This window comes from Planctomycetota bacterium (assembly GCA_021414025.1).
In the GTDB taxonomy this organism is placed as follows: Bacteria; Planctomycetota; Phycisphaerae; order Phycisphaerales; family SM1A02; genus SYAC01.
In genome coordinates this window covers 289548-305192 of record JAIOPG010000005.1, presented here as the reverse complement: position 1 = coordinate 305192, position 15645 = coordinate 289548, and the positions used below count along the sequence as shown (strand labels likewise).

The window sequence follows — 15645 nt, the reverse complement described above, 5'->3', positions numbered from 1 at the left end:
GCGACGCGAGATCTGCTCAAGGCGACACGAGCCATCGGTACCATTCCGCACATGAGCGATTTTCTTCCCACTGACCTGCGCGACACGCCGATCCAGGCGCCGCCGCTGCCGGGAAAGATCGTGGCGCGGGAGGACCCCGAGGCGGTCTTCGACGCGCTCAGCGCCGACCTGTTGCTTCATGCGCACAACTGCGTCCACACCTTCGGCAGCTTCCACCTCGCACTCTCCGGCGGCAGCACGCCGATGCCGCTTTACCAGCAGCTCATGTATGACCCTCGCTACCGCGGTCTGCCCTGGAAGCAGACTCATCTTTGGATGGTCGACGAGCGCCGCGTCCCCTTCGACCATGAGCTGAGTAATTTCCGCCAGATCAAAGAGATCATCGTGGACCACACGGACATGCCGGCCACGAATGTTCACCCGATGCAGACTTCGCTTGCGGATCCCGCGGCGGATTATGAAAAGACGTACCGGGAAATCCTGTCGAGCCGACCCAAGGGGCAGGACCGGCTGGATTACGTGCTGCTGGGCATGGGCGACAACGGCCACACCGCGAGCCTGTTTCCCCACACGCAGGTGCTGGAGCAGCGCACCCGCTTTGTCGACTATTGCGATGGCCCCACGGTCACGCCGCCGCCGCGCATCACCCTTACCTACCTCGCCATCAACGCGGCGCGATTCGTCGCGGTGCTGGTGCTTGGCGAGAAGAAGGCCCCCATGCTGCAGCGGGTCGCGACGGGAACGGAGACCTACCAGGATCTTCCGATCAAGGGAGTGCATCCGCTCAGCGGAGAGTTCGCCTGGTATGTCGACCGCGCGGCGTGCGAAACCAAATCGGCCTGAAAACTAATTCGGATTCGCGGCGCGGACGCGGAGGAAATCTTCGAGCATCGCCGCGGCGGCAAGCGCGTCGCGCAGAGCCTTTTTTTCGCCATGTGTGCGGCCCGACTGCGCCATCCTGGAATCCGCTTCGAAAGTCGTAAGCCGCTCATCATGAAGATGAACCGGCTTGTTCGTGAGCTTGCCGATTTCGACGGCGAACTCGCGCACCGCCTTGGATGCGGCGCCCTCGCTTCCATCCATGTTCAGCGGCAGACCGATCACGATTTCATCCGGCCCCGTTTCGTCGATCGTCTTCTTCAACTCCGCGAGAAGCACCGGCCCCTTTGCAGCCTCAATGGCCCCGATGGGCGCGACGATGTTGGTCAGCGAATCGCCCAAGGCAAGGCCCGTTCGCCGCTCCCCGAGATCGATGGCGAGAAATCGGGCGATGCGTTTCGTCATGACTCGGTGACCCGTTCCATCATTGCAAGGCGGGCGGAACCTGGGCCGCGATTTCCTTCACGCGCTCGGCCATGTTCGCGCGGCAGATTAGCGTGGCGTCCTTGGTGCGCACCACGACCACATTGTCCAGACCGATCACGCTGACGGTGTGCTTCGCGTCATCGCTGGCGACGGTCACATGCTTCGACTCGAGATGCGAGACGCTGCAGTTGGCGCGATTGCCCGCCTCGTCAGACTTGAGCGTTTCCGCCCACGCGGTCCAGCTTCCGACATCCTTCCATTTCACCGCCATGGGCACCACCGCGATTGATCGCCGCGCGTCCTTGCTGGCCGTCTCCATCAGCGCGTAGTCGACGCTGATCTTGGGCAATTCCGGATACACGGCGTCGATTGTCGCCTTCTGCCGCGACGTGCCCCACGCCTGCGCAATCCGCTCCAGGCCCTCAAAGCTCGCCAGCTTGTGCCACGAGATCGATTCAAGGCATTTCGCTGCATTGAAGATGAACATGCCGCTGTTCCAACTGAAGGTTCCGGCCTCCAGGTAGGCCTCGGCGGTTTCCTTGTCCGGCTTCTCCACGAAGCGCTTGGCCTTGAAGCAGCCGTCGAAGCCCGCGATCGCATCGCCGCGTTCCACATAGCCGTAGCCGGTGGCGGCGAAAGTGGGCTGAATGCCGAAGGTCACGAAACAGGTCGGATCCTTCTCGACCAGTTTGAAACCCACGTCGAGCCGCCGCGCGAACTCCTCCTGCGGCTCGATGAGATGGTCGCTGGTCACAACCACAAACACCGCGTCGGGGTCGCGCTTGGCCAGCACCGCCGCCGCGAAACCAACCGCATTAAGCGTGTCGCGGCCGGTCGGCTCGCCAAGCCAATTTTCGTCGCGCAGCGCCGGCACGGCCTTCTTCACCTGCGCGCGATAAGCCTCCGACGCGCAGACCAGGCGGCGCTCCGCAGGAACGACCCCCTCGAGCCGGTTCCCCGCGATTTCCAGAAGGCACTTGCCATCTATAAAAGGAAGCAGTTGCTTGGGCTGCGCCTTGCGGCTCATCGGCCAGAGTCGGGTGCCGCTGCCGCCGGCCATGATCATCGCGTATCGCATCTCAGTCCTGCCCCTTCAATTGAAGCGCCGCCGCGACAAGTTCCTCCGCGCCGGCCGACTTGCCCGCGACCAGCGCGGCCCGCTCCGCCAGACGCTCCGCGACCAGGCGCGGCTCGCCGAGCTGGGCGAGCACCGTGACCGCGTCGGCGACCGCGCCGCTGCGCCGGGGTGCGGCGCTCTTGCGAATGGTCGCCGAACCCATGGCGAATCGGCTGACCTTGTCCTTCAACTCCACAACGATCGTCTCGGCCGTCTTACGGCCGATCTCCGGCAGCGATTGCAGCGCGGCGTAGTCCTTGTGCTCGATCATGGCGGCGATGTCGGCGAACGATCTTTGAAGGGCGCGCAGGGCCTTGCGGACGCCGATCCCCTTGACGCTGGTGAAAAGCATGAAGAAATCGCGGTCGTCGGCGCTCTGAAAGCCGATCAGGCGCGGCCAGAAGCTCGATCCCTGACCCTGGCCCTCCAGATAATGCAGCGTGACGAACTTCACATTCGAGCCCCGCACGCTCTCCAGCGCCGGCGCGTCGGCGGCGGGAACCAGCACTTCGTAGGTGATCGCCCCGGAGCGGACCAGCGCCGACGCCCCGTCGACCGAAACCAGTTCGCCTTCGATGGACGCGATCACGGGCGCCATGCTATCGACCGCATTTTTTCCAACTTGCCCGCTCCAAAAGGCTCTCGCGGGGGCTGCTATGGGCTAGACTGTTTCCGTTTGTGAAAGCCGCGAAACCCGGCGTTTCGCCCCCCTCGTGCCGCGCCAAAAATTCCCATGCCCCGACGCGACGACATCCACACCATCCTGATCATCAGCAGCGGTCCCATTGTCATCGGGCAGGGCTGCGAGTTCGACTACTCCGGCACGCAGGCGTGCAAGGCGCTGCGCGAGGAGGGCTACCGCGTGGTGCTGGTCAACTCCAACCCCGCCACGATCATGACCGACCCGGCTTTCAGCGACCGGACCTACATCGAGCCGATCACCCCCGAGGCGGTGCGCAAGGTGCTGGAGAAGGAGCGCGACCTGGGCACGCCCGTCGATGCGCTGCTGCCGACCCTCGGCGGGCAGACGGCGCTGAACTGCGCCTGCGCCCTGCACGACGATGGCACGCTGCAGCGTTTGAACGTGGAGATGATCGGCGCCGACCGCAAGGCGATCCACCGCGCCGAGGACCGCGAGGAGTTCCGCGCGATCGTCGAGAAGCTGGGATTGAAGCAGCCGAAGTCGCGCACCGTCACCACCATCGAGGACGCGAAGGCGTTCGTGCAGGAGATCGGCCTGCCCGCGATCATCCGCCCTGCCTTCACGCTCGGCGGATCGGGCGGCGGCATCGCCTGGAACATGGATGAGCTCGAGGAGATCACGCGCCGCGGCATCGCCGCCAGCATGATCGGCCAGGTGTTGATCGACCAGAGCGCGCTGGGTTGGAAGGAATACGAACTTGAAGTGGTGCGCGACAGGCGCGACAACTGCATCGTGGTCTGCGGCATCGAGAACCTGGACGCGATGGGCGTGCACACTGGCGACTCGATCACCATCGCGCCGATCATGACGCTGACCGACAAGGAATATCAGCGGATGCGCGACGCGGCCTTCAGCATCATGCGCGCCGTGGGCGTGGAGACCGGCGGCAGCAACGTGCAGTTCGCGGTGAACCCGGCCAACGGTGAGATGGTGGTGGTGGAGATGAATCCGCGCGTCAGCCGCTCCAGCGCGCTGGCCAGCAAGGCGACGGGTTTTCCGATCGCCCGGATCGCCGCCAAGCTGGCCGTGGGCTACACGCTCGACGAGCTGCGCAACGACGTGGTCGGCACCACCAGCGCCTGCTTCGAGCCGACGCTGGACTACGTCGTGGTGAAGATGCCGCGCTGGACCTTCGAGAAATTCCCCGAGGCGGACGAGCGCCTCACCACGCAAATGAAGAGCGTCGGCGAGGCGATGAGCATCGGCCGCACCTTCAAGGAGGCGCTGCAGAAGGTCATCCGCTCCATGGAGGTGAAGCGCCACGGCTTCGGCCTGGACCGCAACGACAAGTGGCTGGCGGCGCAGCGCTCGACCGCCAGCGACCTTGCCGACGGCAGTGAAGCCACCTGGCCGATCGCAGAGGAAACCCTGGTTCGCAAACTCACGGTCGCCAGCCAGGGCCGCCTCTATTACGTGCGCTACGCCCTGAAGAGCGGCTGGAGTGTGGAGCGCGTCAGCGAGGCCACCGGCTACGACCCCTGGTATGTCTCGCAACTCGCGGAACTTGTTGCCTTCGAGGATGTGCTCTGCAAGTACAAGTCGCTCGAGGAGCTGCCGACGGAAATCCTTTTCCAGGCGAAGTCGCACGGTTACTCCGACGCGCAGCTGGCCAACCTCTACTTGGGCGCCATCACCACCGACACCATCCTGAAGGTGCGGGCCCACCGCAAGACGGCCGGCGTGGAGCCGGTCTACAAGCTGGTCGACACCTGCGCCGCCGAGTTCGACGCCGCCACGCCTTATTTCTATTCCACCTATGAGCGCTCCTATTCGCACAACGGCAAGCCGGTCGCGGACGACGAGATCCGCGTCACCAAGACGCCGAAGGTGATCATTCTCGGCGGCGGCCCCAACCGCATCGGCCAGGGCATTGAGTTCGACTACTGCTGCTGCCAGGCCTCCTTCGCCTGCGCCGAAATGGGCCTGGAGAGCGTGATGATCAACTCCAACCCCGAGACGGTCAGCACCGACTTCGACACCAGCGACCTGCTCTTCTTCGAGCCACTCACGCTGGAGGACACGCTCAACTGCATCGAGCGCCTCAACGGCGGCGGCATCGAGCGGAACAATCGCAGTGGCGGCGTGGTCGGCGTGATCGTGCAGTTTGGCGGGCAGACACCGCTGAACCTGGCGCATGGGCTGGCTAAGGCCGGCGTGCCGCTGATCGGCACCGGACTGCAGAGCATCGACGACGCCGAGGACCGCGACCGATTCAAGATGTTGATCGACGAACTCGGGCTCACGCAACCGCCTTCGGGCATCGCGCGCGGCCTCGAGCAGGCGGTCGAGATCGCCGGGCGCATCGGCTACCCGGTGCTGGTGCGGCCCAGCTATGTGCTGGGCGGCCGCGGCATGGAGACCTGCTTCGACGAGACAAGCCTGCGCCGATACATGACCAAGGCGGTCGAGGTGAGCGATCTCGCCGAGACGCCGATCCTGGTCGACCGCTTCCTCGCCGACGCGATCGAGGTCGATGTCGACGTCATTGCGGACTTCACGCCCGACGAGGGCTCCAGCGCCAAGCTGGTCCAGCAGAAAAGCGCCAACCCTCGGGCCGTGGTCTGCGGCGTCATGGAGCACATCGAGGAGGCGGGCATCCACTCGGGCGACAGCACCTGCACCGTTCCCCCCTATTCATTGCCGCCGGCGATTGTGCGCCGCATTCGCGACCACTCCCTGGCCCTTGCGAAAAAATTGCGCGTGCGCGGCCTGATGAACGTGCAGATGGCCGTGAAGGATGATGTGATCTACGTGCTCGAGGTGAATCCCCGCGCCAGCCGCACGACTCCCTTCATCAGCAAGGCCAAGGGCATCGCGTTCGCGCGCCTGGCCGCGCGGGTGATGATGGGGGCCACACTGGACGAACTGAACGTGCGCGAGACTCCCGACGCCGGATTCTTCGCGGTGAAGGAGAGCGTCTTCCCCTTCGCGAAGTTCCCCGGCGTCGACGTGATCCTCGGCCCCGAGATGCGCTCGACCGGCGAGGTCATGGGCGCCGACCGCAGTCTGCCCGTCGCCTTCGCCAAGGCGCAGATGGCCGCCGGCGTCATGCTGCCCACCAAGGGCAACGTCTTCGTTTCGGTGCGCGAGAGCGACAAGCGCCACGTCTGCGAGCTCGGTCGCTCGCTCATCCGGATGGGCTTCAAGATCTTCGCGTCGCACGGCACGCACGCGGAACTTTCCAAGCAGGACATTCCCGCCACGGTGCTGCGCAAGATCTCGGAAGGCGCCCGGCCCAACGTGCTCGACCTGATCCGAAGCGGCGAGGTGCACCTGATCCTCAACACCGCCACGCGCAAGGGCGGCGACACCGACGAGGGCAAGATCCGCGCCCAGGCCGTGCGCAGCGGCGTGCCGATCGTCACGACGATTTCAGGGGCCCGCGCAGCCGTGCAGGCGATCGCCGGCATGCAGGCTGAGCCCTGGGGCGTCTATGCGATCCAGGATTATTTCCCGCACCTGGCGCGTCCCGCCGGAAAGCCGCCGGCGTCAGGCGCCGCATCCTTCATCGCCGTCAAACCCGCGCCAGAGGCGACGAGCCATGCCACTCCCGCGCCCATCTCCATCTAAGCCACGGCCACTTGCAATTGTCCGCATCTCCCTAGAATGCCCGCCTCCATGACCAACGTGAGCCAACATTTGCCCGCATGGCTTCCCGCGCTGCCGCAAACCGCGCAGCTGGTCACGGGAATCATCGTGATGGTGGTCATGCTGCATGTGATCCTGGTCGGCTGCGCCTACGCCATCATGCTGGAGCGGAAACTGAGTTCGTGGATGCAGGACCGCGTCGGCCCCAACCGGGTCGGTCCCTACGGCCTGCTGCAGCCGATCGCCGACGGCCTGAAGTTCCTTATGAAGGAGGAGTTCGTTCCCACCGGCGCCGACAAGGTGCTCTTCCTGCTCTCGCCGGCGCTGCTGCTGGTGCCGGCCATGATCACCTTCGCCATCGTTCCCTGGGCCGGCACGCTCGACCTGGACTCGCTGCCCTTCGGACTCGCGGCGACACTCGGACTACAGGGCATTTCCGTGAAGATGTGCGGAGCCTTGGTCAGCATCGGCATGATCTACCTGCTCGCCATCGCCAGCCTTGGCGTCTATGGCGTGGCCCTGGGCGGCTGGTCCAGCAACAGCAAGTTCAGTTTCATTGGCGGCCTCCGGGCCAGCGCCCAGATGATCTCCTACGAGATCCCGATGGGGCTTGCGCTGCTGTGCATCATTCTCACCGCGGGCAACCTGGATCCCTACGGCATCATCGCCGCGCAGAGCGACCGCGGTTTGTGGAACATCGTCCAGCAGCCGGTGGCCGCGATCATCTTCTACACCTGCATGCTGGCCGAGGCCAATCGTGCGCCCTTCGACCTGGCGGAGGCCGAGAGCGAGTTGGTCGGCGGCTACCACACCGAGTACTCGAGCATGCGCTTCGCCATGTTTTTCCTGGGCGAGTACTTCCACCTGATCACCGGCGCCGCCTTCTTCAGCCTGCTTTTCCTGGGCGGCTGGAGCGTCAGCCCCTTCGGCCTTTGGCCCGATCTGCCGGCCCAGGGCGGGCTGCTGCTGGTCGGCGCGCAATTCGCTGTGATGATGGGCAAGGTCCTTTTCATGGTGGCCTTCGCCATGGCAATCCGCTGGACGCTTCCGCGCTTCCGCTTTGACCAACTCATGCGGCTCGCCTGGGAGGGGTTGATCCCGACCTCGCTTCTGGTGCTGCTCATGACTGCTGCGTTTGTCTTCATGGGATGGAGCGCCCACATCTGGATCGGATCGATCGGCTGCGTCGCGGTGCTCTACCTGATCTCGCCGCTCATTCCCAAGCAGGCGTCGCCCAACCACCGCATTCCGATGATCGGCAGTCGCTTCAGCCCGCTGATCGATGGAACCGGCGCTGCCAGCCGCCATCCCATCGCCATGAGCGACGACGCGATCCCTGATCCGCGCCAGGGTCCGCTGAGCATCCACTAAATTTTCGTGCCGATGGTTCCGGGCGCCGCCCGTGGCGGTCGCCGCGGTTCGCATGCGAATTCAGGAATCGCGTGCGGCGAGTCGCCGCATCCGCCCCACCCATGCGCCATATTCAAGAACCGCCCTCCAGCGGGCCAGGCGCGGCGGCATGCGCTCCGCAGCGGCGCCAAAGGCGGTTTCGCGGCGCCACTTCCAGTACGCGCCGTGAAAACGAAATCGCAGAATCGCGCCGAGCCTCGCCAGTTGCCAGAGCGCGTCGATCGTGCGCATGGGGGAGAGCACGCGCCCATCCTAGTCGCCGCTCACCGGAACAAAATTGAAATTTTCCCGGACTGCGGCGTGACAAGCCGCGAATGCGCACTATATTGTGCGCAGCGGAAGGCCCTCGCTTCCGCCAACGCATCGAGGCGGCGCATCCGCGGCGCCTCAACAGCCACCCGAACGTCACTTCGCGACGCCGATCGAAACTCCGACTCGATTGGTGTCGCTGTCTTTGCGTCCCCGAAATGAAGCGGAGTTTCCGCGGGTTTTCACGCAGGCGCAGCCCCGGGCCGTAGAATCGCGCCATGGCCAAGGAACGCGTCTCCTATCTCTGCGGCACCTGCGGCGCGACCCATCCGAAGTGGATGGGCAAGTGCCCCGACTGCGGCGCATGGGATTCGCTCCAGCGCTTTGTGGAAGCCAAGCCAACTCCCGGCATGTTGCCAACGGGCGAACACGCCGGCTCAGATTCGGCGAGCGAAGCCCAGCCGCTGGGCGAAATCCAGGCCTCGCTGATTCCCCGCATCGCCAGCGGAGTCGCTGAGTTCGACCGCGTCCTGGGCGGCGGCTTCGTGCCCGGCAGCGTGGTTCTGCTCGGGGGCGACCCCGGGATCGGCAAGAGCACGCTTCTGCTGCAGGCCCTCGCCGCCCTGGCCGATGGCGGCAGCACCGTCCTCTACGCCAGCAGCGAGGAGAGCGCCCACCAGCTTCGACTTCGGGCGGAGCGACTGGAGACGGCGCTGCCGGCGACCATCGCGGCGGACGAATCAAAGCATTCGGCGCACAATCGTGGCTCACGCAACGAACGGCGCGAGACTCACTTGTGGATCCACGCCGAGAGCAATCTGGCCCGCATCATCGAGCAGGCGCGCAAGCTCAACCCGACCGTGCTCGTGGTCGATTCCATCCAGCTGGTTCACCGCGTCGATGTCGACGCGATTCCCGGCAGCGTCTCGCAGCTGCGCCGCTGCGCGCTCGACCTGGTGGCGCTGGCCAAGTCCAGCGGAATCATCGTCGTCATCGTCGGCCACGTGACCAAGGATGGATTGCTGGCCGGGCCGCGGTTGCTCGAGCACCTGGTGGATGTCGTACTGAGTTTCGAGGGGGACCGCCATTACGCCCACCGCGTGGTGCGGGCCGCGAAAAATCGCTTTGGCAGCACGCTGGAAGTCGGCCTTTTCGAGATGACGTCGCTGGGCCTGCGCCAGGTGGATGAGAGCGCCCTTGCCGCCGATCCGTCGCTGGCTCCGCGTCCCGGTTCCGTCGCGGTCCCCACCATGGCCGGCACCCGCTGCCTGCTCGCCGAGGTGCAGGCCCTGACCGCCACCGGACTTGTGGGTGCGGCGAAGCGCAAGGCTTCGGGGCTGGACTCAAGCCGTCTGGCAATGCTGATTGCGGTCCTCGAACAGCATGGGGGTCTGCGTCTTGGAGATCAGGATGTCTACGCGGCCGCTGCAGGGGGTCTCAAGGTGCTTGAACCCGGAGCCGATCTTGCCATCGCCCTGGCAGTGGCCGGGGCCCGGCTTGGAAGGGCGGTGCCCGATGGATTTGCCGCAATTGGCGAAATCAGCCTTTCGGGGCAGCTTCGCCCCTGCACGCAGATGCATGAAAGGATCGCCGCTGCCTCCCGAAGAGGAGTCACCCGGATCGCCGTGCCCGCTTCCCAGAAGATCCAAGCTCCAAAATCCATGGAAATCGTTTCAATCGAGCATGTTTCTGCGGCTTTCGAGCTTCTCAACCCATCCCAACCGGGATCGGGCAGGGCGAAAACGGCAAAATCAGGGGTGGCTCATTGAGTTCCCATGACCCGAACCGCTTCAAGACCGCATAAAAGGAAGGAACAATTTGACTTTTTTGATCAAAATCGAATGAAATCATTTGTAAAACAAAAAATAAATGGTTGAAAATCACCCAATATGTTGTACTGCAAAGAGTTGCGCCCACAGGATGGTGTGAAAAAAGCCACTTTTCAGCGTGGAAACGAATAATTTTCCACCAACCACCACACAGAAATTTTTACAACACTATGATCTCGCCCTCAACTTGCCGGTCCATTTCGACCGATACGTTGAGAACTCCCTCCGGTCTATGCCTAATGGGGCATGGACACCGACGGCAGGGTGGATGACGCAAAGGTACGAACCCAGGGTCAGGGCAAGTACCGAAATCACTTTTATATCAGGAGCACATGCAATGAGTTTGACAAAATTTGTTGGTCTTCTCGCTTTCACTGCGGTTGCCGGTACGGCTGCTGCGGCGTCTGTCGAGGCGACGAACGACACGAATGCGCAAATCGCTGAGTTGAAGAAGGAACTCTCCGAATTGAAGAGCCAGAACGGCGACAAGTGGCTGACCGAAGAGCGGGCAAGCCAGATTCGCGGCGTGGTTCAAGACGTGATGGCCGATGCGGACACCCGCTCGAGCCTTCAGGCAACTGCAGCAACCTCGGGCTACAACAATGGATTCTTCATTGCCAGCCCCGATGGAAACTTCAAGTTGCAGGTCAACGGCCAAGTCCAGGTTCGCTATGCCTATAGCCGCCTGAGCAACGCTGGTTGGACAACGACCGTTCCGCAACCGAACCAGACTCGCGTTGCAAAGGGATTTGAGATTCGCCGCGCGAAGCTCAACTTCTCCGGCAACGTGGTCGATCCGAGCTGGACCTACAAGATGACCTTGGCTTATCTCCCGGCCCAGAACAATGCCAACGGCAGCCCATACAACGTCTCTGAATCGACTGTTGCTTCAGGCAACGGCAACGGTACCTCTTCCACTGCGAATCTTGAAGATGCCTACATCAACAAGGATTTCGGCAATGGCTGGGGTCTGATGATGGGCCAATTCAAGAGCCCGTTCCTCCACGAGGAACTGGTCAGCTCGAAGAATCAGCTCGCGGTTGAGCGTTCCATCGTGAATCAATTGTTCTCAACGGGTTGGACTGACGGTGTGATGTTGACCGGCAAGAACGACAACCTGATGGGCATGATCAGCTTCAACAATGGTGGCAACAATGCCAACTTTGCGACGGCCAACAGCTCCACCACGGGTGGAACGGGTGGTTTCACCCAGTACGCCTTCACGGGTCGCCTCCAGTGGCTCGCTTTCGGCAACTGGAATCAGTTCAACGACATGACCAGCATGCGTGGCGATGCTCAGGGACTCATGCTCGGTGCGGGATTCAACTGGCAGCACGGTGGTGTTCAAACCAATCCGCTTCCAACCGGTGGTGGATCCAACACGGATTCGGGCTACTTCTCGTACTGCGTTGATGCGTCCTGGGATCTCGGCGGAGCGAACCTGTACGGTGCGTTCGTCGGCAACTTCACCAGCAGCCTTCCCGGCCTCGGTGGTGCGTTTGCTGGTGGTAACGGTAGCGCGATTCAGAGCTACGGTGCCATCGTCCAGGGTGGTTACTTCATCACTGACACCATGGAGCTGTTCGGCCGCTTTGAGTGGTACGAGACCGCCAGCCAGGGTGGCAACAACCCCGCGGTTGCTTTCCAGAGTCCGTTGGCTGCCCAGCAGAACATCATTATCACGGGCGGCTTGAACTGGTATCTCAACAAGAACGTGAAGTTCACGTTCGACACCGGATGGTCCAACAACGGCATCCTGTTCACGGGTGGTCTCTACGGCTCTTCAGTTGCCGGCACGAACTACCAGACCAGCAATTCGATCAATGCTGGTGGTGAATGGGTGTTCCGCGGCCAGATGCAGCTGGTGTTCTGAGTCACTTCACTTAAGACGTTATCCATCCTGACCCAGTAGTTGTCAGGGTTTCAGACCAACCACCCGGTCCCTTTTGGGGCCGGGTGGCTTTCTTTTTGCAAACCATTTCTTAATGCAACCATGACACGCCGCCCATGAAGCGGCAACACGACCCGAACGCATTGTGAATGAACTGCCTCCTTCCAGACCTTAAGGAGGCCTTCACATGCGTACGACAAAAATTGCCGGATTTCTCGCTGTTGCCGCGCTCTCAGGCGCCGCGTTCGCCGCCACCGGAGACACTTCCAACGCCGAGTTGCAGGCACAAATCGACCGCCTGCAGAAATCGTTGGAGCAGGTTCAGGGGGAAAATAAGCTCAACCGCCAGGAGCTGGTGGAGCTCAAGGCGCAGAACAACGACAAGTGGCTGACGGAGGAGCGGGCCGCGCAGATCCGCGGCGTCGTCCAGGATGTCATCGCCGACGCCGACTCGCGTTCGAGTCTGCAGGCGGCCGGGGCGACCGGGGGCTACGACAAGGGATTCTTCCTGGCCAGCCCCGACGGCAACTTCAAGCTGGTGGTGGGCGGGCAATTGCAGGCGCGGTATGCGCTCAGCCGCTTGAGCAGCGCGAGCCTGAACGGGTTTAACCCCGCCGCCGGCGTGCAGCGGACCGCCCGCGGCTTCGAACTTCGGCGCGTCAAGCTCGACTTTCTTGGAAACGTGGTCGACCCCAGCTGGACTTACCGGGTGACGGTCATCTACAACAGCTACGGCGCCACCGCGGGCGCCGCGGGCACCGCTTCTCCCACCGCCGGCAGCGGAGCCAATGTCGCCACCTCCTCCATCGAGGACGCATGGATCAGCAAGGATTTCGGCGGCGGAATCGCCCTGAAATTGGGCCAGTTCAAGTCCCCGTTCAACCGCGAGGAGCTGGTGAGCTCGAAGTACCAGCAGTGCATCGAGCGCTCGCTGGTGAACCAGCTCTTCACCATGAAATTCACCCAGGGCCTGGCCCTCACTGCCAAGGGCGACAACCTCATGGGCGTCATCAGCTTCAACGACGGCGGCAATGACGCCAACACCTCCGCGGTCATCGGCAACACCAACACGGCCGCCAATGCCGGCTACTCGCAATACGCGCTGACGGGTCGTGTGCAGTGGCTCGCCTTTGGCAACTGGAAGCAGTTCGACATCCTGACCAGCCCCCGCGGCGACGCCCAGGGCCTGATGTTCGGCGGCGGCTTCAACTGGCAGCGCGGCGGAGTCGGCGACGGCACCGCGCCGGTGAGCGCCGACGGTGATGTCGCCTTGTTCACCTACACCGCGGACGCGCAGTGGATGCTGGGTGGAGCCAACATCTTCGCCTCGTTCTTCGGCAACCTGGCCTCCAGCGCCGCCGCGGGCACGCCGGCCACCACGGTGGGCAGCCCGGTGCACACCTACGGCGCCACCCTGCAGGGTGGCTACTTCATCAGCGACGAGGTCGAGCTGTACGGGCGGTTCGAGTGGTACGACACGCTCGGCAATGGCCGCAACAACATGCGATACGTCGCTGCGGGGCCGGTGTCGAATCCCTTCTCCTCGCAGCACAACACCCTCTACACGGTCGGCTTGAACTGGTACATCGCCGGCAAGATGATCAAGCTGTCGACGGACTTGGGTTATGCGGTCAACGGCGTGATGTTCACCAACGGCTTCTACAACCAGAGCATCGCTGGCGCCGATTACCGCCAGGATTCCGCCATCGGCAACGGAGGTCAGTTTGTCTTTCGCTCCCAATTGCAGTTGCTCTTCTGAATTCTTCGATGAAAAAGGGTCCATTTTGCCGACTTCGGCGGACGCTTGGGGCGGATTTTGTCCGGTCGAGCCCGCGAAAAGCCGATGTAGTGCCGTGCTACTATGAGCCCTCGTTTCATGCCGCAAGCCGCCCATTCATCGCATTTTTGGAGGTCTTCCACCCACGGTCGGCTCTGTGGAATGGTGGTCGCATCCGCGGGCGCGATCGCATCGGCGACGGTGGCTCCGGCGGATGAACTCGGCCAGCCCGCACCCGCGAGCGAAGCCACCACCAAGGTCGCCGACGGCGGCGGAACCTCGCTGGAGGCCCTGCTGCAGCGGATCGATTCGCTCGAGCGCAAGAACAAGGCGCTGGACACGCAGGTCGCCGACCTCAAGGCCCTCGAAGGCGAGAAATGGCTGAGCGAGGAGCGCGCGGGGCAGATCCGCGGCATCGTCGAGGATGTGCTGGCCGACTCGGAGAGCCGCTCCAGCCTTCGCGAGGACGCCATGACCGCCGGTTGGAATGATGGCTTCTTCCTGGCGAGCCCGGATGGCCGCTTCAGGCTGGAGATCAGCGGATTCGTGCAGCCCGCATTCATCTGGAGCAACATCAACCCGCCCGAGGATGATCCGAGCATGGATCAGCTGGCCAACCGCTATGGCTTCGGATCCGGCGGCTACAACGAGCTCATTTTCAAGGGGCATGTCTTCAGCCCGGCGATCCAATACATGATCAAGACCAATGTGGTCTTCAACCAAGCCGCGGCCCTGAGCAAAGACACCGCGAATCCCAACGGCTTCGTGGTGGGCAGCGACAGCGGCCAGCTTCAGTTGCTCGACGCCTGGGCCCGCATCAATTTCTCCGACAATTGGAGCATGCGCTTCGGACAGTACCGTCTGCCCTACGCGCGCGAGCAGCTGGTGGTGGACCAGAACCAGATGGCGGTGAGCCGCTCGATCGTCTCTCGCAATTACGGTCTGTGGTACTCGCAGGGCATTGAATTTCAATACCAGGGTGACGATTTGCGCTGGGATCTTTCGGTCGACAACGGAGGCACGGACAATGTGCTGGGTGGGGATCTCCTGGCGGTCGGCTCCAATCCCTTGAACGCCCCCTGGTTCTCCATGCAATCCGACATCAGCTTCAACACGCGCCTGGAGTGGAAACCCTACGGCGCCTGGAACGATTTCAACAGTTTCACCAGCCAAATGGGAGAACAGGCCGGTTTTCTGATGGGTCTTGCCTATCACTTCCAGCAGTCCTCTCCCACCGAGCAGTACTTCGTCGCCCCCGGTGCCACCTCGTTCAAGAACTACTGGAACAGCGTGACTGCAGACGCTCAGTGGAACTTTGGCGGGGCGAGCATCTTCGCCTCGGCCTACTTCAACTACATCGAATCGCAGCAGAGCTCCCGCGCGGGAAGCTTCGGGCCGCCTCCGTCGACGCCGCAACTGCCCCTGGGATACATCAGCGCCTATGGCTTCACATTCCAGCCCGCGATCTATGTGGACCCGAAGGTCGAGATCTTCGGCCGCTACGAATACGCCTGCTGGAACACGAACAACGACACCAACCTCCAGGGCGGGCCGTTCCTGGACCAGGGCCCGCTGAGCATCTTCACGGCGGGCGTGAACTGGTACCTCGACGGACAGGACTTGAAGTGGACTACCGACATGGGCGTGACCGTGGGCCAGGCGGTCGGCGCCAGTTACATCGACACGCTCTCCGGGTGGCGGGCTTCCGGCCAGGGCGAAATCGTCTTCCGAACGCGGCTTCAGCTGATTTTCTAGGCCGCGAATCCGACCGCCATT

General features: G+C 63.1%; 11 protein-coding genes. 7 read left to right on the top strand and 4 right to left on the bottom strand.

The genetic code is table 11. From position 1 onward, the window contains the following. Nucleotides 1-51: 51 nt before the first annotated feature. A complete protein-coding gene (gene pgl, locus K8R92_07515) occupies nt 52-843 on the top strand; it encodes a 6-phosphogluconolactonase (protein MCE9619743.1) in 792 nt (263 codons plus the stop codon). Nucleotides 844-846: 3 nt separating this feature from the next. Here pgl and ruvX read toward each other — a convergent pair whose 3' ends face one another. From ruvX to K8R92_07500, 3 genes are read right to left on the bottom strand one after another with little or no spacing between them, the layout of a single operon-like run. Beyond that, the gene (gene ruvX / locus K8R92_07510) at nt 847-1284 is read right to left on the bottom strand and encodes a Holliday junction resolvase RuvX (protein ID MCE9619742.1); all 438 of its coding nucleotides are present in this window, start codon (nt 1282-1284) and stop codon (nt 847-849) included. A 19-nt stretch (nt 1285-1303) separates the two neighbouring features. Next, a complete protein-coding gene (locus tag K8R92_07505) occupies nt 1304-2383 on the bottom strand; it encodes an NTP transferase domain-containing protein (protein MCE9619741.1) in 1080 nt (359 codons plus the stop codon). A 1-nt stretch (nt 2384) separates the two neighbouring features. Continuing rightward, nucleotides 2385-3011, bottom strand: a complete 627-nt coding sequence (locus tag K8R92_07500) for a hypothetical protein (protein MCE9619740.1) — start codon at nt 3009-3011, stop codon at nt 2385-2387. A gap of 144 nt (nt 3012-3155) precedes the next feature. Between K8R92_07500 and carB the strand changes: the two genes are divergently transcribed. Continuing rightward, complete coding sequence (gene carB, locus K8R92_07495; protein MCE9619739.1) at nt 3156-6695, top strand: carbamoyl-phosphate synthase large subunit; 3540 nt, start codon at nt 3156-3158, stop codon at nt 6693-6695. A gap of 48 nt (nt 6696-6743) precedes the next feature. Next, nucleotides 6744-8084: an NADH-quinone oxidoreductase subunit NuoH gene (gene nuoH / locus K8R92_07490; GenBank protein MCE9619738.1), complete on the top strand. Its 1341-nt coding sequence runs from the start codon at nt 6744-6746 to the stop codon at nt 8082-8084. A 60-nt stretch (nt 8085-8144) separates the two neighbouring features. Here nuoH and K8R92_07485 read toward each other — a convergent pair whose 3' ends face one another. Beyond that, nucleotides 8145-8366 (bottom strand): hypothetical protein, encoded by a 222-nt coding sequence (locus tag K8R92_07485; GenBank protein MCE9619737.1) that lies wholly within the window; start codon nt 8364-8366, stop codon nt 8145-8147. Nucleotides 8367-8650: 284 nt separating this feature from the next. On the opposite strand from K8R92_07485, the gene radA reads away from it, so the two are divergent. The 4 genes from radA (at nt 8651) to K8R92_07465 (ending at nt 15624) form a co-directional block, all read left to right on the top strand. Further along, nucleotides 8651-10141 carry a DNA repair protein RadA gene (gene radA / locus K8R92_07480; protein ID MCE9619736.1) on the top strand — a complete coding sequence of 497 codons (1491 nt, stop codon included), beginning with the start codon at nt 8651-8653 and terminating at the stop codon, nt 10139-10141. Between the two features lie 397 nt (nt 10142-10538). Continuing rightward, nucleotides 10539-12074 (top strand): OprO/OprP family phosphate-selective porin, encoded by a 1536-nt coding sequence (locus K8R92_07475; protein MCE9619735.1) that lies wholly within the window; start codon nt 10539-10541, stop codon nt 12072-12074. A gap of 205 nt (nt 12075-12279) precedes the next feature. Beyond that, complete coding sequence (locus K8R92_07470; GenBank protein ID MCE9619734.1) at nt 12280-13851, top strand: OprO/OprP family phosphate-selective porin; 1572 nt, start codon at nt 12280-12282, stop codon at nt 13849-13851. 180 nt (nt 13852-14031) lie between these two features. Beyond that, nucleotides 14032-15624: a hypothetical protein gene (locus K8R92_07465; protein ID MCE9619733.1), complete on the top strand. Its 1593-nt coding sequence runs from the start codon at nt 14032-14034 to the stop codon at nt 15622-15624. The last annotated feature ends 21 nt before the right edge of the window (nt 15625-15645 follow it).

Coding starts and splice junctions, on each gene's coding strand:
- pgl (MCE9619743.1), top strand. CDS start 52: ATGAGCGATTTTCTTCCCACTGACCTGCGCGACACGCCGATCCAGGCG.
- ruvX (MCE9619742.1), bottom strand. CDS start 1,284: ATGACGAAACGCATCGCCCGATTTCTCGCCATCGATCTCGGGGAGCGG.
- K8R92_07505 (MCE9619741.1), bottom strand. CDS start 2,383: ATGCGATACGCGATGATCATGGCCGGCGGCAGCGGCACCCGACTCTGG.
- carB (MCE9619739.1), top strand. CDS start 3,156: ATGCCCCGACGCGACGACATCCACACCATCCTGATCATCAGCAGCGGT.
- nuoH (MCE9619738.1), top strand. CDS start 6,744: ATGACCAACGTGAGCCAACATTTGCCCGCATGGCTTCCCGCGCTGCCG.
- radA (MCE9619736.1), top strand. CDS start 8,651: ATGGCCAAGGAACGCGTCTCCTATCTCTGCGGCACCTGCGGCGCGACC.
- K8R92_07475 (MCE9619735.1), top strand. CDS start 10,539: ATGAGTTTGACAAAATTTGTTGGTCTTCTCGCTTTCACTGCGGTTGCC.
- K8R92_07470 (MCE9619734.1), top strand. CDS start 12,280: ATGCGTACGACAAAAATTGCCGGATTTCTCGCTGTTGCCGCGCTCTCA.
- K8R92_07465 (MCE9619733.1), top strand. CDS start 14,032: ATGGTGGTCGCATCCGCGGGCGCGATCGCATCGGCGACGGTGGCTCCG.